Here is a 21,267-nt window from a genome sequence, read left to right as displayed (position 1 = left end):
CCCGTGCGGCTGTCACCCGCCATTTTCACCCGCACCATGCGCGAGCCCAACCGAGATCCAAGGCGCGGCACCTGCGGACCATCCTGTCCGATCAAGCAAGCGGGACACCTTCTGCCTATGGCATTCTGCACAGCTGACCTCCCGGTCAGCCCGTCCATCTCGGTCGGCAACTGGCGATGAAGGAGCCGGTCCGTGATCACCCGCACGCTGGAGGAGTTGCGCACGCCCGACGAACCTACCCAGTACTTCACGCCCTACGGGCTGGGCATCACCCACATGCTCACGCCTGAGGCGGCTCTGGCTCACCAGCACACGATGCTGGCTGGCACCGACCTGGTCGACGAGGTCGCAGAGGGCAACCGACTGCGGTTTGAGCGCGTACGCACCCTCTACCTGCACGGAGTGCTCGACTACGAATTCTTCACCGTCGTCGGAGACTACGCCCGCCTAGTCGTCGAGCACGCCCTACGCGACCGGTTCGTGGCCTTCTACCAGCACCGCATCGCTCTGTTAAACACCTCCAGCGGGCTGGAATGTACCGAACACGTCGACTCGTTCGAGGATGTCCCTTGACGCCCTCAAGCAGCAGGGCGGCGCGTAGAAACTCAAATCGGCCGGTTCCGGCGCGCCCATGCAGTTCAACGGCATGCTGAAGAATCTGTGGAACTGGGCCCACGAGGAAGGGTTTTTGCCCGGTCAACGGGCCAGGAACATGCAGCCCGCACAGGTCGAGCTGCGTAACATGGTCGCGCATCCCTCGGGCTACCACCTCGGCACACCCGTCGACGCCGCTCGGGTCATTCGCGACCTGGCCGAGATCGTCAACTGCCTGTGGGGTGCCCGGACTCCCAGCGGGCGCTTGCACCCCGCGCCCGTGCACCGGTTCGTGCAGCTGATCGTCTGGGACGACACAGGTCGGGTGGAGATCGGCGATGTCTCTTCCGTGCCCACCGGGCACATGACGGTCGATGCCGCCTGCCTGGTCGTCCGGGCGCAGGTCGACGACCGCGACGAGAGCTGCTCGGGTTCGATCCCCGGTTTGAGACCACCCGCTATCCGGTGGAGCTGCTCTGGGGCCCGGGCACCGCCGAGCAGGCACAGGCCTGGGTCGGGGCCCACCGGCCCGTGGACGACGAGGTCGACACCCTGGACCAGCACTTCGTGATCCGTCGCCGCGGCGACCGCATCGCCCACCCCGCAGCACCGCAGTCACTGCCGGACTGTGCCCACCGATCAACGCACCGGCACCTGGGTCTTGGTCAAGGCCGACGACCCGCTCAGCGCGTTCAACCACATCCGCAACCAGGCCGACGACACAGCGCCTGCGCGAACACCAAGCCGTGTCCGAACTGCCCCACCCACACCGTGACCAGCGGCGACTGGAACGCGATCGTTCGCCACGCCGCCCAGACAGGACTCGACACACGTGCTCTCGCCCCCGCCGACATCCGGGTGCCGTCCCTGCTGCCGCCGTGGACCGACTCCTGAGCGGCGAAGCCGCGTCGATCACCTCCGCGACCTGGGTGCGCGGGTACCGTCGCACCCCACCAGCAGCACACTCGGTTCGCGACGGTGTCGCCCGGCATCTCATCGTGCAAGGAGCGTTGATGACCCTTCGTCGATTCGAGGCCGCCGCATGGCTGCCGCAACCGTCCTCACCCGAAGCCCACCGGGCCGGGATCGAGGCGGTGGCACGTTGGCTGCGAGAGCAGGAACAGCGCACAGGCGCGGCAGCCGTGCTGGTGACCGACACCTTCCCCACCGATGAGGACATCCTGCAATTGGGGCCCTTCCAACGAGGGTCCACGCACTTCACCGTGAAGTCCTCCGGTCCCGCCGTGTCCGGTCCTGTGCTGGCGTTCCGCCCCACCCGCAAAGCGCTCGATGTCGCCCAGGACACGGCCCGGTCGGCGATCTGCGTCTGGGAACACGGCGACACGCCGATCCGCGGCTGGGCCGGCCAAGTCGGCGCGGTCGACCTGACCACCGGCAACACCACTACAGCCGACTCCCGGCTGGCCGACTACCTCGACCGCCTGGTCGTCGCCGGCACCAACGGCTACACCGACCGGCCGGGTCTCCGTGATGCCCGCCTCATCCTCGCCGAGATGCGTGACCACGACCTGCTCGACCAGCACATCCCCGACGCCTTGGCTGCGTACGACAACCTCTCGGTGGAAGCCTTGGACCGCATCGCCAAGCTGGTCGCTCCCTCGGCCAGCCGCCGCGTCTGAGCCACGGCGGCGAGCCGCTACCCGGCAGTGCAATTGGAGCCCTTGAGACGACAGCCGCAGGCAGGGCACGAGCACTCCGATGACGTCGGCGGTGTGGCGTCCCTCCGGTGCATCACACCCCAGGCTGCTCACCCGATCGGGTGAGTACGGTCGGGGCGCAGGATGAGACGACGTGGCTCGAGGGTTCGTCGTGTAGGGCGATGGAGAGGATCTGCGGTCCACGGCGCGGGACGTGGTGTCGGCCGCGTTGAGAGTGCCAGCTGGGCCCGGACGTGGGGATGCCCGCCCACCCCCTGAGACCGCTGGTCGACCTGCGCCTGGCCATCCACGCCGCAATCGGCGACGTCTGGGGAGCCGACAACGTGCCCGAGCCCGAAGCCGGATTCCGCGCGCACGTCAGTCTCGGCTACTCCAACACCGCGGGCCCCATCGATCCGGTAGCCCAGGCGCTCGACGCGCACGGCGGACACATCGGTGAGGTCGTCGTCTCGTCGGTATCGCTGATCAACCTCAACCGGGACGACAAAGCCTACGAGTGGACCGACGTGGCGACTGTGCCTTTTGGGCCGATGTGATCAACTGCGGCTGGCGGCTGAGGGAAGCGAATCGGCCGAAGCTTCCAGGGCGGTGTCATCGAGCTGGAAGAAGCTGCACACCACCATGCCTGCCCGGTAGAGGAACGTTGCGGCCAGGTCTACGGGCCACACCGCCTCCTTGTGGTCGAGCCGATAGCCGTACTCGATGTAGCCGTCGCGTTCGACGGGAGCCAGAACGCTGGCGATGGCGGTCCGGTTGGGATGCGCCATTAGCGACAGCAGGTCGTAGAGGCCGTGCGCTCCGGACATCCCGTCGTAGTCGATGAAGCGGCGGGTCGCCTCGCCCAGCCCTGGGTACCGTTGCCCGGCGATCTCCCAGGGAGGGCTGTGTGGGTGCTGCCCGGTGTCCCAGTCCAGGTTGATGCCGGGAAAGCGGCGGGCGACCTCATCCCGAATTTGGTCGCGGTTGCGCCTGGCGGCCTGTCGGCGGCCGTTAGGGGCCTTGAGGGCGGTGGTGAGTCTGCGGTGTCGGTGGGCGTCGACCAGCTTGGCCATCCAGCGGCGGGCAACCCGCTGTTCTGCCGTGATCTCCGGGTCGAGCAGCCACCCGGCGTGGGCGACATGCTCCACCACGGCCCGTGCCGGTGGCCATGTGGTGAGGATCAGATTGCATTCGGTGAGCAGCGTCCGCAGACCGCTGAGGTGTCGGGCGGCGGCGTCGACCAGCCCGATGGCATCAAGACCGGCCTGGAACGCCTCGTTGGGTAGCCAGTCAGGATGGGCCAAAGCCAGCAGAGCGTCCTCGCGCCGTGCTGGACAGGTCACCGGCGGTACGACACGCAACTGGGCGGCGGTCTGCGCCCACGCTGCTTCCAGCCTGGTGAGGCGGTCGTGCCATTGGTGCAACTCGGCCACGAGGTCGTCGGACGAAGCGTTGACGGCGGGATCGTCGGTCACGCCGACATTAAAGCGGATGCTGACCCAGGGTGCCCGCGAATTTCGTCCTACCATAGGGCCTGAATATCGAGCCGAAGTCGGCCACTACCAAGAACTGAGAGATCAAAAGGGGCTGATTAAAGTTCCCGCGTTCGGGTGAATTCGTCGAACCCGCCGACATGACACTCAAGCGTCCTCGCGAACTCAGGGGGTCGACCGTCTGTCCGCCCGGAAGGAAACGGCAAGGAGCGCCTGCTCGTCCTTCCGGGCGGTAGCGGACTATCGCGTGGCAACCGGCTGCCAGTTCAGGCGCTCGCGCACGTGGGTAGGCAGCAGACCACGCTGACCGAACGTAGTACTGACCAAGGCCCGCAGCAGGTCCCGGTTGAGGCCGGGGCTCTGGGCAAGAATGGTCTGCCAGGCCGCTTGGGTGTCCTCCAACAGTTCGGATAGGACATCCGGGTGCGCCAGGTATACGTGATCTTCGGCGCCCTTGGCCGCCTCGATGTCGACACCGGGTCGAGGAGAGACGATCACCGTAATGCTGCCGAGAGGAGCAGCTGCGACACCGCGGTCGGAGGCGAGCAGCCGCAACTGGTCGTTGGCTTGCCGGACATAGCGGTGGGACACCAGACCGGCAGGCTTCTGCTCGCTCTTGGCCTCCAGCGCGATCCACAGGTGGTTCGCCCAGCTCCAGAGCGAATCGCACCGACCTCTGCCCTCCGGCTTCGCCGCTTCCGCACCGAGCAGGGTGCCCAGTTGTGCCAGCGCCGCCTCATACAGCGTCGCCTCGGTGTTGCCTAGCCCCTCACGCATCGACCGTACGACGGTGTCGAGAGCGGCTTGGGTGAGCCCGGTGGCGAGCCGGTGGACGATGGCCGCCACGGCAGTGGCGTCCTCCGGTCCCAGCGTTGCGGGTTCGGCGTCGGGCAGCGGCGGCAGTTCGCGCAGCCATGTCCCGGGCTTGGCGGTCTGTTCGGCTTGCTGGACCAGCGTGTGCGCGGCCCGTCGTGCCCCTGAGTCGCCGGTAGCGGCTCCGGCCTGATCGGTCCACACCGCGGCGAGGTAGGTCCACAGCGCCTGGTAGCCGTGGTTGACGTCTCCACCCTTCTCGATCTTCCGGGCCGCGTCCTGGGCGTGGCGGCCGGCGTCGGCCCACCGCTTTGACCAAGCGTCGCCGGTGGCCTCGATCTCGATGCCCACAGCTTCAGCGAGCGCGGCGGTGCCCGGTGGCGGGGTCTTGGTCGCGGCCTGCCGATTCTGCAACAACAACGGCTCGGCGCCGGTGCGCCACTCTTCACCCTGGGCCAGGAACATGCGGACGTTGGTCAGGACGTCGGCCTGGCTGGTGTCACGGCTGTTACTGACGCCGAACTTGATCTCCGCTTGCATCTCCGGGTCCAGGGCGTACAGGGTCTCCGGCCGCAGCAGGTACCCGGTCAGATCCTCGCCCAGCACGACCACGATCGCCCAGTCGTTGGGCCCGCGGGTGCAGCGGCCCGCGCCCTGCACCACGCGGGTGCGTACCCGCTCGGCCAAGGCGCTCTGCGCGCGCACCTGGCCGGAGAGGAAGCGCTCCTGGAGCGTGTCCTTGTTCGGCGTGCCCTCCAAAACCACGGCACGGCAGTCGTCTCCTGGCAAGTCGAGTCCGTCGTAGCGGCTGGCCAATCCGCAGGTGCCGTTGCGCAGCTTGGCGAAGGGTTCCATGCCCTTCTCGACGTCGTCGATGGTCATCACCGGCCATCCTGGCTGGGCGAATTCGGTGGCGCGCGCGGCGGCGGTATCGCTGTCGGGGGTCAGCACCAGGGCCTTGCCAATCAGGGCGACGATCTCGCCGGTGAGCGCGACGGGGTCGGCGTCCTCCACCATGCTCGGGAAGACGAAGAACCGGCGGCCCGAGCGTGGTGTGGGCGATGTGTCCGGCAGCTTGAGCCGAGTGATGGGCGAGCGCCCGAAGGCCCGCTCCAGCTCACCGCCGTTGCCCAGCGTCGCGGATAGATAGAGCCGCTGGCGTGCGCCGACGAACAACGAGTTGTCCGAGGTCGGCGGAATGATCGGACGGATCAGGATCCCGCTGTAGGACACGTACACCAGGCACGACGACAGGCCGCCACGAATCATCGAGTACCGGAACCACGGATCGCCCTCAAGAGCGGCGAGAGCCGCGTCCAACTTGGCGACCATGTCGTTGTTGCGCAACGGCACCACCAAGCGCACCCGATGGTGGGCACCCGGATCAGGCGAGACGTCCCGCAGCCGCTGCAACATCATTCCGTCCAATGCCGGGGCCACAACCTCCAACAGTGTCGCGTACACGGCGGGATTCTCGCGCCTGCCGATATTCACGGCATACTGCTCCCCGACGTATTGCTCCCCAGCATGGGCGTCGTCGAACAGCAGCAGGTCCGCTGGCAGGAGCTTCGGGGAACTGTTGAACACACTGCTGTAGGTGGTGATTGCGACGGCCTCGCCAGCCTCATAGCGCAGCCGGTCATCCAGTACCCAGTTTTTTCGGTGAGAGCCAGCGAGGACGACAGCGGGAATGCTCTCGCGGACCGCGACTTGGTGAACCTGTCGTGCCAACTGCCGAGTCGGGCAGGCGTAAATTACCCGGGCCTGCCGCACACGGCGCACCCACTCTACGATCAGGAGGCCGGGAACCGTTTTTCCCGTGCCCGTCGGCAATTCGAGCGCAAGGTCCGAGGTATTGACGTGTTTCGGCCAGTACTGCCGCAATATATCGGTCTGCTGTGACCATAGGCCCGGAATCGAATCTGGCCTGTGCGGCAGATTCGCATACAACGCCTCCGGGTTGTCCGGAGGCGCCTCGGAGGACGTTCCCCCCTTGAACGGCATGCCACACTCCCAAATTATTCATATCATAACTTACTTATACGCCTACGCTTATAGCGTTCAGCTGGATCTGTGATGATACGGATCAACCATAGGCACAGCTGGTTGGGCTCCACACCTGGGTGCATGTCCAGCAACGTGGGCTCCTACCGTCAACAGCGACCGCCCTCCCAGACCTTGATGCCTGATCCAGCACACACCACCGCCACGGCACCTACCCCGGTCACACGACGCGAACGCATGATCATCACCGAAACCGACGCAAACCGCTCCGCAAAAGCGGGACTGCCAGTTCAACGCCCCGGTTGACAACCTCACTGGGCAACCGCGCCGAACGCGACCCCATCGCTACGCTGTGTGCTGGTGGCGTGACCAGGTCAACTGATCGCCATGGTCGGCGCCGGAAGGAAGCGGTCATCATGAGCCAGGCGGAGAAGACTCGTTCGCCTCGTCCCAGAGCTGCGCGAGCGTCGGGCCACCCCGTTCGCGCGGAGATGCTCGCAGCCGAGGGCCATCCCCCGCTCGCGTGGGGAAGACGACGTGCGCGAGTAGACAGGCGCGTGTCGACGACGCGTGAAAACTGACCCCCTGGCGACGCGCGGGTTCTAGTGCTTGTCGCAACACACCTGATCATGAGGGGCGTGTTGATGGCGAGGCGCGGGCGCAAGCGCAGGCTCGATCTCGAGTCGGAGTACTGGTTGCTGTTGGCCGCCGGTGTGGGCACCGTCGAGGCGTGCAGAGAACTCGGGATCGGTCGCAAGACCGGCTATCGGTGGCGGGCGGAGAACGGTGGACTGCCGCCGGTACAGCTGCCGGAACCAGCCCGGTCGAACAGGTACCTGTCGTTGACGGAGCGGCAGCGGATCGCCACGTTGCACCGGGAGGGTCTGGGCGTTCGGGCGATCGCCACGATGATCGGTCGCGCGCCGTCGACGGTCAGTCGAGAGCTGCGCCGCAACACCCTCGCCCATGACCGCTGCTACGACGGCGACCTGGCGCACGCTCGGGCTCGGCAGAGGACGCGGCGACCACGGCGATCCCGGTTGATCGACGATGCGTTGTTGCGTGCGGAGGTGCAGACCAGGCTTGAGTTGGAGTGGAGCCCTGAGCAGATCGCGGCCCATCTGCGGACCGCGTTTCCCGATCGGCCGAGCTGGCATGTGTGCCACGAGACCATCTACCAGGCGCTATACCACGGTGGCAAAGGCGGCCTGAGTCGGCACCTCACCCGACGGCTGCGCACCGGCCGGCCGTTGCGCAAGCGCCGTCGTCGCGCCGACCAGCGTCGCACCAGATTCATCGCGCCGGCGGTACTGATCGACCAACGGCCCACCGCCGCACTGAACCGGACGCGGTACGGCGACTGGGAAGGAGACCTCATCGTTGGCGCGGCGGGCCGCTCGGCGATCGGCACCCTGGTCGACCGCGCCAGCCGCTACCTCCTACTGGTACACCTCCCTACCGACCGCACCGCGGAGGCGATCCGTGACGCACTCATCGCGGTGCTCGGCCGATTGCCCGAGCCGCTGCGACTGACACTGACCTGGGACCAGGGCTCGGAGATGGCCTGCCACGACCAGATCGCGCCGCTCCTACAGGAAGGGGTGTTCTTCGCCCACCCGGGAAGCCCTTGGCAGCGCGGCACGAACGAGAACACGAACGGGTTGCTGCGTCAGTACTTTCCGAAACGCACCGACCTCTCGGTCCACACACCGGCCGACCTCCAAGCCGTCCAGGACCGCCTCAACAGCCGCCCACGCAAGACCCTCGGCTGGCGCACACCCGCAGACGTCCTGGCATCATGATCCAACAACGTTGCGATGATCACTCGAATCCGCCCTAGAACCCGCGCGACCACCGGGGGTCAATATTCGAGCGCCGTTGACAGCGCGGTCTGGTGCTGCGGACCACCCCTGCTCGCGGGGAAGACTCAGGCAGCAATCGGTGGCGGCCGACGAATGCGGGACTACCCCCGCTCGCGCGGGGAAGACAGACCGAGGCCCTTGAAGCCCTCGCCGGTCAGCGGATCACCCCCGCTCGCGCGGGGAAGACCGGTTCCGCTTCCAGCTCGCCGACAACCTGACGTGACCACCCCCGTTCGCGCGGGGAAGACCTGGTCCACCGTCACGTCGCGTCGCCCGGCGTGGGACCACCCCCGTTCGCGCGGGGAAGACGTCGACGCGCGTACGAGGCGGCCACGCGGCCGCGGACCACCCCCGTTCGCACGGGGAAGACACTTTCTGGCCAGCGACTTTACAGGCCGAGATGTGCTTTTTCATTCGATTCGTTTCGGTTCCGGATATTGGAGATCGGTCGATGCCCCGTCATGGTGAGCGCGCCCTGTCGATGAAGAACGTCTCGGCGTCGTTAATCTGGGGGCCGCGCTCGGGTACGGACTTCTGCGCGTGTAGCCCTCCGCCCTGGCGGACTCGCCGAACAGCAGCCGCGTCTCGCGCATCGCGACGCCGGGCCGCAGATCTTGAACGCGACGGACCCGGTGAGTGAGCTGCCCGATGCGTCCTTCGTCGCGCCCTGCAAGGTGAACAGCAATACCACGCCCGCCTCGCGCGCGACGCGCAGCAGCGTCCGGCAACGCACCTAGCACCCACGGGGCGGCGTACAACGTGAGGTAGTCACAGGAACCGGTTGCCACGCGCTCGAACAGCTACCCTCCCGGCTCCCACGTTTATGGACGTGCCCGGCTCACTGAGACCTCTTTTGCGCTGATCGCGCTCTGTGGACGGGAGTCGCCGGACCGTGCCAGCTCGTTCAGCTCCAGGAAGTACCGGCCGCTGCGCATCACCAGGCCGCCCGTGGCGGCACACAGCCCGTGCCCGGCCGCGTCCACCGCCGGGCGTCACGGCGACGGCCGGGTCCGGGGCCTGCTCAACCGACAGCGGAACCCGCGCCGCTGGTCAACCACGCCGCCCGTCGCCGTGACGCGGCGGCACCTGATCTGCTGATACCGGCGCTATGGCAGTACGACCTAGAAGCTGAGCTGGTCGTCCGTGGCCTGTTGCCACGCACGCCAGCGGGTGAACTCCCTGACGACGAGCGTTGCACCGTGCCAGTATCGGCACCGACCTGACGGCTGGGAGCGGGCTTGGCAAGTATCGGTGAGGTAGTGGCCGCGTTGCGCCAGGTGGTCGGAGACCTGCCCTTTGCACCGCTGGCTGACGCCCTTGATCTAGCCGAAGACGCCAAGGCCCTCATCGAGCTGGCAGCCACAGGCACCGGGCAAAACTGCCCGTGAAGGAAGAGCTGCCGGACGGGTCGTATCTGTCGGTGATCGTGGCCACGGAAGACCACTACCGGCGCGCCGATCCGGTGGCGGTGCGGGTGGTCGAGTACACACTGGACGATCCCGCCCACCCCGTGCACGACGCGCCGTATCGGTTGATCACCACGATCCTGGACCACCGCAAGGCCCCGGCACGCGAGTTGGCGGCGTTGTACTGCCAACGCTGGGAGATCGAGACCGCGCTGGACGAGCTTAAGACCCATCAACGCGGTCCCGGACAGGTACTGCGCTCACGCTCGCCGGACGGCGTCGAGCAGGAAGTCTGGGCGCACCTGTTGGTGCACCACGCGATCCGGTCGCTGATGCACACCGCCGCCACCGACACCGGCCTCGATCCCGACCGGCTCTCGTTCATCCGCACCCTGCGACTGGCCCGCCGCCAGACCACCGCACAGGCCGCTTTTTCCCCCTGACCGATTAATACTCCAGCCGCAGTTCGTGATCATGTTCTGCTAGCTTATCGATCTTGTGTTGGTTGATGAGGACATCCAGGCGTGGGTGAGCGGCTTGGACGAGCTGTTCGGGCGGGTGGCGGGACGGTTTCTGCGGGCGGAGCCGCGGCGTCGGGCTCGGGCGTATGTGCGGGGTCTGTTGGCTCCGATCGCGGGCAAGAACGGCTGGACGTTGGCGGAAGTGGCCGGTGAGGCGACGCCGGACGGGATGCAGCGGTTGCTCAACGCCGCGACGTGGGACGTCGACGGGGTCCGCGACGACGCCCGTGACTATGCCGTGGAGCACCTTGCCGACGGCGAGGGCGTGCTGGTGGTCGACGAGACCGGGTTCCTGAAGAAGGGCGACAAGTCGGCCGGGGTGCAACGGCAGTACTCCGGCACCGCCGGACGGATCGAGAACTGTCAACTCGGCGTGTTTCTTGCTTACGCCACAAGCAAAGGCCGCACGCTGATCGACCGGGAGCTGTACCTGCCCAAGTCCTGGGTCGCCGACCGGGAACGGTGTCGGGAGGCGGCGGTGCCCGACACCGTGGAGTTCGCGACCAAGCCCGTGCTCGCCCGCGCGATGCTGGCCCGGGCGCTGGACGCCGGCGTGCCGGCCCGCTGGGTGACCGCGGACGAAGCCTACGGCGGCGACTCGAAATTCCGGGCCTGGCTGGAAGAACGACGCATCGGCTACGTGGTCGCCGTGCCGAGCAGCCAGACCATTCCCGCCACCGCAGGCAGCACCCGCGCCGACTTCCTGACCTCCGACGCCCCACCGGCGGCGTGGAAGCGCCGCAGCTGCGGCCAGGGAGCCAAGGGCCCCCGCCTGTTCGACTGGGCGGTGGCCTCGTTACCCGTCTACGACGACACCACACCGCCAGGCTGGCGGCGGTGGCTGTTGATCCGCCGTTCCCTGAAGCGCAATCGTCGCGGCAAGCACGAATTGGCCTACTACTTGTGTTGCGCCCCAACGGGAACCACCGACGACGACCTGATCCGAGTGGCCGGTGCCCGGTGGGCGGTCGAGGACTGCTTCCAGACCGCCAAGACCGAGGTCGGCCTGGACCAGTACCAGGTCCGCCGCTACGACGCCTGGTACCGCCACATCACCCTGGCGATGCTCGCCCACACCTACCTCGCCGTCACCGCCGCCATCGCCCCAAAAGCCCTGGCAGCGGCCTCATCCCGGTCACCCTCGGCGAGGTCAGGCGTCTCCTGGCACACCTGATCACCATCATTCCCGACCGCGCCCACACCTGGAGCTGGTCCCACTGGCGCAGACGCCACCAACACCGCGCCAAACAAGCCCACTACCAGCGAAGACAGGTACAACATCACGAACTGCGGCTGGAGTATTAACCCGCGCCCTGCTCGACGGCATCCGCGAGATCCTCGCCCGCCTCCTACCGAAACGACGACCACGCAGCAACCCCCGCGTGGTCAAACGCAAGATGTCCAACTACAAACTCAAACGCACCCGGCACCGGGCCTGTCCACAACCCACCCGCGACCCCGCCGGGACAGTCCGGATCGCACCGCACTACCGCACCGTCTCCGCCAACAAGCAGCGCAAACCACTCTAAGTCACCGGTATTGCCGCTAAGCCTGGTCTGTGAGGCAGTTTGGGGACTGCTAACGAGCCACGGTGACCGGCCGGGCGGGTTGACCTGGGCCGAGTCGGATTGAGGCTTTCGCCGCTCGCGCAACGCTCTACGCCGCTTGCTCAAGCGAGTACAGGTCGAGCAAATTGTTGTGGGTCATGACGTTGGTGACAGCTGGTAGGGCCTGAGGCGAAGGGACGGGTCTTTCGGCGGCAGGATGAGAAGTACGATCAACTCGTCCGCCGAGCAGGAAGACCCGTCCGTGCTTCACGGTAACGCCCCGTTGTCCGTCGAAGGCCGATACCGACTGGTCCAACGCTGCAGGATCCGTCCCATCGCCCATGTCGCGGCCGAGATGGCATCTCGCGGCAGTGCGACTCCAAGTGGGTCAACCGTCATCGTCGCTTCCGCGAGGCTGGCCTGGCCGACAGCTCCAGCGCTCCGCGTCGGCAGCCCACCGCGACCCCTGCCGAGGTCGTGGTCCGGATCGAACGGCTGCGGCGGGAGCGCAAGTGGTCGACCCGCCGCATCGCCCTGGAACTCACCGCCAAAGGGCACGGCCGTGTCGGTGCGCACGGTCGGCTGGCACCTGGCCCACCTCGGGCTCAACCGCCGCCGGTTCCTCGACCCGACAGGGGAGAACAACCGCGTGCCCCGCCGGATCGTCGCCCGCTGGCCCGGCCACATGGTCCACCTCGACGTCAAGAAGGCCGGCGTCATCCCCGACGGCGGCGGATGGCGCGTCCACGGCCGGGGCAGCGACCAGGCCAAACAGGCCGAATGCGGCGTTGCACGGTAAGCCAGGCCAGGTAATCCGAGGGCACTTCCCATGCAGCATGCCCACGTTCTACGGCCGACGAGGCCGACGCATAGTTCGCAGGCCTACAGGATCCGCCACAGCTGATCCGAAGCATGGCTGAGCCCGTCGACGCGGCGCTGCACTTCTGCGGCCTCAGGACTGCCGGGCAAGGACTTTCGCGCGTTGGTGGTCACCATGCGTAGTTCTCGTAGGTTACGAAGGTCTCGATAGCCCGGCCAGTCGCGGATGTCACGGCCGTAGGTGTGGCAGAAGGCGTCGTAGTCGGCTTCGGGGTGGCCGAATCGGCGGTGGTGGATCTCGATGGTGACTAGGTCCCACTCGACAGGGCCGAGGGTGATGTCGTCCAAGTCGCACAGCACCGCCTGGCTGGCGGCTCCCTCGTCGGCCCGCTGGAACTGGCTGGCGGAGCGGCGCCAGAGGGTGTTGCGGTGCTGAGGATCGGTGTGGATGAGCTGGGGCACTGAGTTCGAGCACAGGGCGGTCCAGGCGGGCGTGAGCCGGTCGAGGTGGTCGAGCAACACCCGCTTCTGCCGGTCGGTGAGGATGCGGCTGGCGGCAATGGAACGAGTGATCGCGGTGTGTGGGTCCAGCGGCGGACGAGTGATCAGGGGAAGAGGTGCGTGGTGCAGCGCGCGCAGCGGTGCGGCGATGGCCTGGGTGGTGATCGGTTCCTGCTGGGGTAGGTAGCGCCACAGGGTGATCACGTGGCCGTTGATGAACAGTGGCTGGGGTGGTGTGTCGAGCAGGGTGGCGGTGGGAACGTCGTGGAGGGCAAGCCACTGGGTGAGTTCGACTAGGGCGCGGGTGTCGCGCAGATCCTGGTTCGGGTCGGGTCCGGGGCGTCCGATCTTGACCACGACTTCGCGGGAGGGCCGGCCGACCAGGTAGACGGCGTTGCTGTGGTGGCGCAGCATGCGGGCGTGGCTGCCGTCCAGGCTGGCGATGCGGCATGCCTGTTCCAGCAGCGGTCGGGTGGTAGTCGGGGTGAAGTCGTATGCGGTCGCCTCGTTCGGCCCTGAAGTCACCACATCAGTGTCCGGGCGATCGGGTTCACCTGAGGGTATGGGGTGGTGCCCGCGACGGCGGTGCGGTTCGTCGGAAGCACGGACGGGTTGCTGCCGCGAGCGGTCAGACAGCGGTGAGTTCACGGAGCTGCTCCACGGCCTGCACCGCGTTCCTGTGCACACCGGGCAGGGCTTCGGCGACGGTGACGACGTCGCGGGCGCGGATGAGCACGACCTGGGTGCGGTGAGCCGGTTCCAGTTCGGTGAGCGTGGCCGCGGCGAGGTCGGCGCCACCGGCCGGGTCGCCCGCGGTGGCCTGGACGAACGCGCGGTCCAGCCGGATCAACGCCGGATCGATCACCAGCCGGGGTCGGCCGCGTAGGCGTGCAGGGCCTGGTCCTGCGCCTTGTGGGCGTGCGTGAGGTCGCCGAGATTGGACAACGCACTGGAGGCGTACAGGGCCAGCCGGCCGTGGTTGAAACGGTATGCGGCGTAGGGATCGTCGTCCTTGCGCAGCTCGGCAAGCCGGTCGGTCAGACGGCGGGCGTCGGCGAGTGCCTGGTGGACACCGTGGGCGTCACCGAGCTTGCCCAGTGCGCGGGCTTCGGCGGCGGTGGCGAGCGCGGCGGCATCGCACACCGCGCCGGCGGCAAGCTCCTGGGCACGTCGGGCCAGGCTGATCGTCTGCTCCGGTGTCTCGTAGTAGTAGGCCAGCATGGTCTGCTGGGCCAGCACGAGCGCGGCCAGCAGCGGGTTGTCGCCGTCGCGGGCGGACAACAGCGCTGTGCGGTACCAACGTCGCGCGTCGACGACCAACCCTCGCTTCATGTGTACGTCGGCGACCAGCAACGTCAGCATGGTGACCGCCGTGGACAAGGTCCGGTGGACCGCGACCGGATGACGGCGAGCGGCCAGCGCGTGGACTTCCGCGAGATCGGGTATCAGCGAGGCCACGGCTTCGGTCGGACTGGTGCGGGTGTACTGCGTCACGTGGTCGAGCACTTGCTGCTCGACCATCTCCAGCCTGCCGGTCGACGCCGCGTCCGACAGCAACGAGTCCAGCCGCATCCGCAACCGCTCGGCATCATCGCTGCCCACCGCCGGGCTGCTGGTGTCCTTCATCAGCAGCGCGCCACCTGACGAACCGCGACCGTCAACTGTCGGCGTCCCGCTCGCCGCGTCACCTGACGGTGCGACGGGTATGTGGAACCAGAGTAGGTGGTGGGGTATGCGGAGGAGTTGCGCCCAGCGCATGAGCTTGGTGAGGTCGTTGACGGGTTCGCCGTTCTCGATCCGGCTCAGTCGTGTGGGTGACAGGCCGATCCAGGCTGCGGCGGTGTCCTGCCGGATGGATTGTCTGTGGTGGGGATGTTTGCGGTAGGCGCGGATGACGGCGCCGATGTCACGAGCGGCGAGGGCGGCGTTCAGATCGGGGTGGTTCCAGAACTCGGCGGGTACCTCGGGCGGCTCGGTGGGGTGGCGGCGTCCGGCTCGGGTACACGGACCACAACGGGCGGTGCGATTGTCACGGGCGAGCCGAGTGCCGCAGGAGCAGCGGCGCACCGCATCGATGCTGCCCATGACCATCGCCTCCTTCTGGTACCGAACATCCGCTTGGTCGTTCAGTAACTCTATCGGTACACAGTGTAACGGTGGAGTCGCTTACCGCCTGATGATGCAATGCACGTCGGAAGGCGGGAGCACCCCGCTCGCGCGGGCAGACGCGTCTTGGATGTGGGGCAGAAGGACTTCAGACCATCCCACTCGCGCGGGGAAGACTGGAGGAGGAGCCCTCCGACTGCCCCAAGCCGAGGACCACCCTCGCTTCCGCGGGGAAGACCCACTCGCGCTGGCGCGTGCCTTGGCACCGGTCGGACCACCCCCGCTCGCGCGGGGAAGACCACCGAGCTGATACCTCGGAGGAGGGAACCCCTGGACCACCCCCGCTCGCGCGGGGAACCGCCCGGGAACCGGCCTCGCCGAGGAACTGCGCGGACCACCCCCCGTTCGCGAGGGACGACCTGCACCGCCGCCTTCTGAAGCCGGACCACGTCGGACCACCCCGCTCGTGTGGGGAAGACGGCGGCGGTGCGCCCGGGGTCGTGGCCACTTACGGCACACCCCCCGCTTGCGCAGGGACGACGTGCAGCGGGGCGGCGACAAGGGCGGTCCGCTGGGAACACCCCCGCTTGCGCGAGGAAGACGCCGAATCACTGTTCGCCCGGATCAGCCGGTTGGGAACACCCCGCTTGTGCGGGGAAGACATCAGCGGGTTCGACCGGATCCGTCGACTGTACGGCGTTGGCATCGCGAGTACCGCTTGGCTCGGTCGGCGAGGTCTGGGGAAGGCGGGGCGAGGTTCTGCTCGGTGTTGCCGCATTCTTGCGGACTGGGGGACGGCGCTGGCTGTGGTGCACGTCCGATGATTTGAACTGCACTGAAGTTCAGTTTCTGTGTTCTTCCGGCATTCGGGTGAAATCTCGGCCGTTATGCGTGGCTCCGTCATGCTGGAATTGGAATGCGGCGAGCGTCTGTGCTTATATGGCGCCTCGTTTGAGTGGGGTCGATGGTCGAGAGGTGTGTGTGGTTGACGATTTTCCTCCCGTGACGGGTGCGTGGGGGAAGGCATCGGGCAGGAAGTTGCCACACCCTCTGGTCTGCCACGTAGTGGACACTGCCGTCGTCGCGGAGCTTGTGCTTCCGTTGCTGGTCAGTCCGCGTTGCCTCGATGAGCTGCGGGACGCCTTCGGTCCGTTGGGTGATGCGGACGGGTGGATCGCGTTGCTGTGCGGGATTCATGATCTGGGTAAATATTCACCTGGGTTCCAAGGTCTGCACGCCGAGTTGGCGTCGAAAAGGTTGGGCTCGACTGCGGCTCTTGATGTGGACTACGTGAAGCGCCTCGGCGTCGCGCGGTTCGACACGCCGCACGGCCTGGTCACGGCGATGCACGTGGTCGGCATGGTGGAGTCGTGGGGAGCGGATCGCCGGGTGGCGCGCGAGATTGCGGTCGCCTTGGGTGGTCACCATGGTTATTTCCCGAGTGCGGGGGAGATCGCGCAGGCGGAGAGCGAGAAGAACAACCACGGTGAGGCGACGTGGGCAGCGTGGCGAGACGACCTCGTGGTGGCAGTGGCCTGCCTGCTTGGTTTGCCGGATCCGCGGTCGCTCCCGTGGGGTGAGGTGCGTTTCGACGCGGGTGCTGCGGTCGGTCTCGCCGCGGTGACGACGATCAGTGACTGGATCGCGTCCGACGGGGCGAACTTCGAGTCGCCAGAGGAGCAGTTCGATCTCGAAGTATACGTGGACAGCGCGAAGGTCTCTGCGGCGAAGGCTGTGGACAGGGCGGGTCTGCGGCCGTGGGTGCCGCCTCACGACACTGGGTTCTCCTCGCTGTACCCGAAGGTGGAGAAGGCCCGTCCGGTACAGCGGTTGGCCGAGCGGCTGACCGTGGACCGACGATCACCGACGATGGTCATCGTCGAAGCTCCGCCGGGAGAGGGGAAGACCAAGGTCGCGATGCAGGTAGGCGCGACCTTGGTGCGCGATCTGGGGCTGGCGGGGATGTATCTGGCGATGCCGACGAAGGCGACGAGTAATCAGGTGCTCGTCGAGGTGGAGACGTTGCTCAAAGGTCTGAAGGATCGGACCACAGTGCGACTGATCCATTCCGATGCCCGTGCTTACCTGGAGGAACGGACCGTCGAACCCTCCGATGTCGGCCGTGATCACCCGGAGGACTCCGACGTCGCGGCACGGGAATGGTTCACCCGCAAGAAGAGCCTGCTGGCCAACCTCGGTGTGGGCACGGTCGACCAGGCCGCGAAGGCGGTGATCCGCTCCGGCCACATGTTCGTGCGGTTGGCCGCGTTGTCCAACAAGGTGGTGGTCTTCGACGAGATCCACGCCTACGACACCTACCTGTCGTCGCTGCTGGACCGGTTGCTGATGTGGTTCGGGCGGTTGGGTGTCTCGGTGGTGCTGTTGTCGGCGACGTTGCCGACCCGTCGTCGTGAGGAACTCGCTGCCGCGTGGCAGGCCGGCCTGCTGGGGCTCCTGCCGCGCGAGACGCCGCCGTTGCCGCCGTCGTCCGTCTATCCGCGGGTGACGGTCGTGGGCGCCGACGAGCCGGTGGTGGAGGGCGCGGAGGTCTCGGACCTCAACAAGGGCCGCCGCGTCCACCTTGACAAGCCCATCGAGGAGGCCGAGGTCGTCGACTGGCTGCTGGGGAAGGTGGGGACCAAGGGGTGTGCGGCGGTGGTGCACAACCTGGTCGGGCGCGCGAAGAGGACTTTCGAGGAGCTTCAGGCCCGGGTCGCCGCGCTGCCCGCCGCCGGGCGTCCCGAGATAGTCCTCCTGCATGGGCAGGTGTCCCACGCCGAGCGTCGTCGGACCGAGAGCTGGCTGCGGGAGTCGTTCGGCCCGGGCGGAACCAGGCCGCACGCGATCGTGGTGGGCACACAGGTTCTTGAGCAGAGCCTCGACCTGGACTTCGACGTGATGCTCACCGACCTGGCTCCGGTCGACCTGCTGATCCAGCGTGCGGGCCGTGAACACCGGCACGATCGCAGTGCGGCTCGAGGCGAGATGGTCCTGGGCATCACCGGGGTGACCGATACCCCGGAAGGGCCGACGTTCCCGCGTTACCTGGGCGGCGTCTACTCGCCCTACGTGTTGATGCGGACGTGGGCGTTACTCAAGGGCAAGCCCACGATCTGCTGTCCTGACGAAGTGCCGGGCTTGATCGACGCGGTCTACGGCGCAGACGAGGTGGTCACCTGCCCTGCCGGGTGGGAGGCGGCGTGGGACAAGGCACGTGCCGCGCACAAGACGTTGATCGAGAAGTACGAGCGTGAGGCGCAGACGATGTACCTGCCGATGCCGATCGGCTCGGTGCGGTTGGAGAAGCTGTCGGCACAACCCAAATCGGCCAACCGAACCCGGATCGGACGCGGTACCAAGTGACCGACTACGACGATGAGTTCCCCGACACGACGGTGGACGTGGTTCTACTGCATCCCGCGTCGGGTGACGACAGGAGCGATTCCGTCAGACCGGTGCGTGGGGGAGAGGTGACCGACCTGACCTCGACCACCAGCGACCTGGCCATGCTGGACGCCTTGTTGGAGTCGAGCACGGTCCTGTCGGCGCCGGACGGTGTGCCGCCTGAGGTCGTATCCGAACTGCTGGCGGCACCGGTCCCTGACCTGTTCGCGAGCACCCCCTGGTTGCGTCAGCACCGCGCGCTCGTGTTCCACGACGGCCAGTGTCTGGTCGCCGGCCATCTCATCCGCTACCGACCGGAGTACGGCGTGTACGTCGATGGTTACCAGTGATCGCCCCGCCCGCATCGTTCAACCTGCTGACCGAGCCGTGGATCCCGGTGATCGGGGCGGACGCGCAGCGCCGTGAAGTCGGCCTGGCCCAGCTGCTGTTCGACGCCCGCGGAATTCGACGGATCGTCGGTGACACACCGCCGATGACCGCGGCGCTGTACCGGCTGGTGCTGGCGTTGCTGCACCGCACCTACGGACCGGTCGACGAAGACGCCTGGGCCGACCTGTGGTCGGCCAAGCAACTGCCGTCCGAGAAGCTGAGCGACTACGTGGCGGATCAGTCTGACCGCTTCGATCTCTTCCACCCCGAACGGCCGTTCCTGCAAAGTCCGGCGCTGGCCCGCATCACGCCGTCGACGGTGGCGAAGCTGGTGCCGCACCTGGCAGTCGGCAACAACGTCACGTTGTTCGACCACACGACCGCCGGAGACCGGACCGTGCTCAGCCCGGCACAGGCGGCGCGGTGGCTCGTCACCGTCCAGGCATTCGATCCTGGCGGCATGAAGACCCCGTTCGAGAAAGTGAAGTCCTCCGAAAGGGCCCCCTGCAACCTGCTGGGCGTGGTCCTCGTCGAGGGACGCGACCTCAAGGAAACCCTGCTCCTCAACGCCTTGCCCTACGCGCCCGACTACCAGACCCCGTACATGACGACCAGCCGGGACATGCCTGCGTGGGAGGAGCAGGACCCACCCGAGGGGACACCGGGCGAACGGAGGGCACGGGGGTGGACCGACCTGCTGACCTGGCCATCCCGGCGGATCCTGCTGTTCCCCACGGTGAATGGCGACACCGTCGTGGTGGACGGTGTGGTCCTCACCCCCGGTGTGCGGTTCAAGGGCGATCTGTCGGAAGAAGAGAATATGGCGGCCTTCCGGCGCCCACTCGGCCCCAACGGCAAACCGAAGAAGGACGCGCCGCTGCTGCCAATCCGGCTGAACCCGCTGCGCGGTGTGTGGCGGCACAGCGTCGAACTGCTCATGATCGACCTCCGGCAGGAGGGCCGCACGAGGATTCGGCCACGGGCCCTGGAGCACATCGCCGCGCTCGCCGGAGACGGGCACATCCCAAGCGACGCCGTCTACACGCTGCGAATCTTCGGGCAGAAGTTGGATAAAAACGCCTCCGTGGTCGAGGCATACCTGGAAGAACAGGTCCCCGCGCCGGTTCCCTTGCTGCGCGCTCGGGACATATCGCTGGGAGCGTTGATCGGCAGCGCGATCGCGCTGGCCGACAACGCCGGAGCGGCATTGCGGCACATGGAGCGCGACTACAACAAGGACAAACGCGCCGACCCCACGTCCACCCTGGACGTGGCGTACTGGCCCCAGCTACCCCGGCGCTTCGCCACGTTCCTGCGTGAAGTCGCACGAGCCCACGACGCCAGCGAGCCGGAGTCCGACGCGGTCGAGAAGTGGACGCGCGAGGTGTATCGGATCGCCAAGCAGGCCGCGGAACGTTGGGCCGAGCGGGCACCGGCGGACACCCGTGACGTGTTCCTCATGGGCAAGCACCTGCGAGCGTTCCAGGCCCGGCTCAACGCGCTGGTGGACAACTTCCGCCGCGAGGCGCGCAGCTATACCACGAAAGGACGGATCGCGTGACCGACACCCTCACGGAGCGGCGCCGCACGTTCGTCGACTACCTCCACGGACTGCACTATTGGGCCTCGTCGGACAACCCGAAACGGGCCGGTGAAGCCAGGCAGGCACTGGCCCGGCTGCGACGGATCTTCTCCGGCTCCCGGCAACAGGCCGACGCCTATGAGTACGTCTTCCCCCACGACCCACCGCACGACGAGCAGGACACGTGGCTGCTCGTCGCCGGTCTGTTCGCCCTGCATCCCCAACGCAGACGTGCCAAGGGCGCTCGCCGCCGCTCGCTGGGCGCCTCCATGGGAGAACTCGAAGCGGCCCGCGGACCCGCCGTGACCCGACGCTTCACCCAACTGCTCGCACGAGACCGTGATTTGCTGCCGCACAACCTGCGCCAGACCGTGCGACTGCTGTCGTCCCACGACATCCGCGTCGACTTCGACCAACTCCTCGACGACCTGGTCGTGCTGCTCGGCGACGACGACCAGGCCCAAGCGCACCGCGTGCGCCTGCGCTGGGCTGGCGAGTTCCACCGACCACCGACGACGAACACCCCACAAGACAAGCGGACCTCGGCCGACGAGCCGTCCGACACCGACGAATGACCACCTCCCGGA

Annotated in this window: 16 protein-coding genes, 1 pseudogene and 1 CRISPR repeat array; of the genes and pseudogenes, 12 read left to right on the top strand and 5 right to left on the bottom strand. The window is 67.3% G+C overall.

The window, feature by feature from the left end:
• Positions 1-192 precede the first annotated feature (192 nt).
• The 4 genes from ACRAKI_RS22605 to ACRAKI_RS22590 all read left to right on the top strand — a co-directional run bounded on the left by ACRAKI_RS22605 (position 193) and on the right by ACRAKI_RS22590 (position 2,809).
• The gene (locus tag ACRAKI_RS22605) at positions 193-573 is read left to right on the top strand and encodes a hypothetical protein (protein ID WP_447002502.1); all 381 of its coding nucleotides are present in this window, start codon (positions 193-195) and stop codon (positions 571-573) included.
• 58 nt (positions 574-631) lie between these two features.
• On the top strand, positions 632-1,165 hold the full coding sequence (locus ACRAKI_RS22600; protein ID WP_447002501.1) for a hypothetical protein: 534 nt from the start codon (positions 632-634) through the stop codon (positions 1,163-1,165).
• Positions 1,166-1,607: 442 nt separating this feature from the next.
• A complete protein-coding gene (locus ACRAKI_RS22595) occupies positions 1,608-2,234 on the top strand; it encodes a hypothetical protein (protein WP_447002500.1) in 627 nt (208 codons plus the stop codon).
• A gap of 278 nt (positions 2,235-2,512) precedes the next feature.
• Positions 2,513-2,809, top strand: a complete 297-nt coding sequence (locus ACRAKI_RS22590) for a hypothetical protein (RefSeq protein ID WP_447002499.1) — start codon at positions 2,513-2,515, stop codon at positions 2,807-2,809.
• On the opposite strand, the gene ACRAKI_RS22585 is transcribed toward ACRAKI_RS22590, so the two are convergent.
• The gene (locus ACRAKI_RS22585; RefSeq protein WP_447002498.1) at positions 2,810-3,727 is read right to left on the bottom strand and encodes a hypothetical protein; all 918 of its coding nucleotides are present in this window, start codon (positions 3,725-3,727) and stop codon (positions 2,810-2,812) included.
• A 258-nt stretch (positions 3,728-3,985) separates the two neighbouring features.
• The gene (locus ACRAKI_RS22580) at positions 3,986-6,562 is read right to left on the bottom strand and encodes a DEAD/DEAH box helicase (RefSeq protein ID WP_447002497.1); all 2,577 of its coding nucleotides are present in this window, start codon (positions 6,560-6,562) and stop codon (positions 3,986-3,988) included.
• 644 nt (positions 6,563-7,206) lie between these two features.
• Between ACRAKI_RS22580 and ACRAKI_RS22575 the strand changes: the two genes are divergently transcribed.
• From ACRAKI_RS22575 to ACRAKI_RS22560, 4 genes and pseudogenes are all read left to right on the top strand, one after another.
• Positions 7,207-8,364 (top strand): IS30 family transposase, encoded by a 1,158-nt coding sequence (locus ACRAKI_RS22575; protein ID WP_447008484.1) that lies wholly within the window; start codon positions 7,207-7,209, stop codon positions 8,362-8,364.
• A gap of 163 nt (positions 8,365-8,527) precedes the next feature.
• Positions 8,528-8,794: direct repeats of the CRISPR family, unit length 23 nt; unit sequence ACCCCCGCTCGCGCGGGGAAGAC.
• Positions 8,795-9,808: 1,014 nt separating this feature from the next.
• Positions 9,809-10,273 (top strand): transposase, encoded by a 465-nt coding sequence (locus ACRAKI_RS22570; RefSeq protein ID WP_447002496.1) that lies wholly within the window; start codon positions 9,809-9,811, stop codon positions 10,271-10,273.
• A gap of 55 nt (positions 10,274-10,328) precedes the next feature.
• Positions 10,329-11,525: an IS701 family transposase gene (locus tag ACRAKI_RS22565; protein WP_447002423.1), complete on the top strand. Its 1,197-nt coding sequence runs from the start codon at positions 10,329-10,331 to the stop codon at positions 11,523-11,525.
• Between the two features lie 635 nt (positions 11,526-12,160).
• Positions 12,161-12,670, top strand: a pseudogene (locus tag ACRAKI_RS22560) (helix-turn-helix domain-containing protein); the annotation flags it as partial.
• A gap of 110 nt (positions 12,671-12,780) precedes the next feature.
• Here ACRAKI_RS22560 and ACRAKI_RS22555 read toward each other — a convergent pair.
• The 3 genes from ACRAKI_RS22555 to ACRAKI_RS22545 all read right to left on the bottom strand — a co-directional run bounded on the left by ACRAKI_RS22555 (position 12,781) and on the right by ACRAKI_RS22545 (position 15,303).
• Positions 12,781-13,743 (bottom strand): phosphotransferase, encoded by a 963-nt coding sequence (locus ACRAKI_RS22555; protein ID WP_447002495.1) that lies wholly within the window; start codon positions 13,741-13,743, stop codon positions 12,781-12,783.
• 103 nt (positions 13,744-13,846) lie between these two features.
• Positions 13,847-14,083, bottom strand: coding sequence for a hypothetical protein (locus ACRAKI_RS22550; RefSeq protein ID WP_447002494.1), 237 nt, complete (start codon positions 14,081-14,083; stop codon positions 13,847-13,849).
• Positions 14,080-15,303, bottom strand: coding sequence for a helix-turn-helix domain-containing protein (locus ACRAKI_RS22545; RefSeq protein WP_447002493.1), 1,224 nt, complete (start codon positions 15,301-15,303; stop codon positions 14,080-14,082). The genes ACRAKI_RS22550 and ACRAKI_RS22545 overlap by 4 nt, the downstream gene beginning before the upstream one ends.
• 960 nt (positions 15,304-16,263) lie before the next feature.
• On the opposite strand from ACRAKI_RS22545, the gene cas3 reads away from it, so the two are divergent.
• From cas3 to casB, 4 genes are read left to right on the top strand one after another with little or no spacing between them, the layout of a single operon-like run.
• Positions 16,264-18,687, top strand: a complete 2,424-nt coding sequence (gene cas3, locus ACRAKI_RS22540) for a CRISPR-associated helicase Cas3' (RefSeq protein ID WP_447002492.1) — start codon at positions 16,264-16,266, stop codon at positions 18,685-18,687.
• On the top strand, positions 18,684-19,058 hold the full coding sequence (locus tag ACRAKI_RS22535) for a hypothetical protein (RefSeq protein WP_447002491.1): 375 nt from the start codon (positions 18,684-18,686) through the stop codon (positions 19,056-19,058). Before cas3 ends, ACRAKI_RS22535 begins: the two co-directional genes overlap by 4 nt.
• The gene (gene casA, locus ACRAKI_RS22530; RefSeq protein ID WP_447002490.1) at positions 19,055-20,659 is read left to right on the top strand and encodes a type I-E CRISPR-associated protein Cse1/CasA; all 1,605 of its coding nucleotides are present in this window, start codon (positions 19,055-19,057) and stop codon (positions 20,657-20,659) included. The genes ACRAKI_RS22535 and casA overlap by 4 nt, the downstream gene beginning before the upstream one ends.
• A complete protein-coding gene (gene casB / locus ACRAKI_RS22525) occupies positions 20,656-21,255 on the top strand; it encodes a type I-E CRISPR-associated protein Cse2/CasB (RefSeq protein WP_447002489.1) in 600 nt (199 codons plus the stop codon). Before casA ends, casB begins: the two co-directional genes overlap by 4 nt.
• Positions 21,256-21,267: the final 12 nt, after the last annotated feature.

The sequence above is a fragment of the Saccharothrix isguenensis genome, from assembly GCF_052936305.1.
The sequence above is the reverse complement of the archived record's forward strand: the minus strand, read 5'-3'. Positions and strand labels throughout refer to the sequence as shown.

Excerpts from the sequence above, each read along its gene's own strand:
- ACRAKI_RS22600 (WP_447002501.1), top strand. The coding sequence starts at position 632 with ATGCAGTTCAACGGCATGCTGAAGAATCTGTGGAACTGGGCCCACGAG.
- ACRAKI_RS22595 (WP_447002500.1), top strand. The coding sequence starts at position 1,608 with ATGACCCTTCGTCGATTCGAGGCCGCCGCATGGCTGCCGCAACCGTCC.
- ACRAKI_RS22590 (WP_447002499.1), top strand. The coding sequence starts at position 2,513 with ATGCCCGCCCACCCCCTGAGACCGCTGGTCGACCTGCGCCTGGCCATC.
- ACRAKI_RS22580 (WP_447002497.1), bottom strand. The coding sequence starts at position 6,562 with ATGCCGTTCAAGGGGGGAACGTCCTCCGAGGCGCCTCCGGACAACCCG.
- ACRAKI_RS22575 (WP_447008484.1), top strand. The coding sequence starts at position 7,207 with ATGGCGAGGCGCGGGCGCAAGCGCAGGCTCGATCTCGAGTCGGAGTAC.
- ACRAKI_RS22545 (WP_447002493.1), bottom strand. The coding sequence starts at position 15,303 with ATGGGCAGCATCGATGCGGTGCGCCGCTGCTCCTGCGGCACTCGGCTC.
- cas3 (WP_447002492.1), top strand. The coding sequence starts at position 16,264 with ATGGCGCCTCGTTTGAGTGGGGTCGATGGTCGAGAGGTGTGTGTGGTT.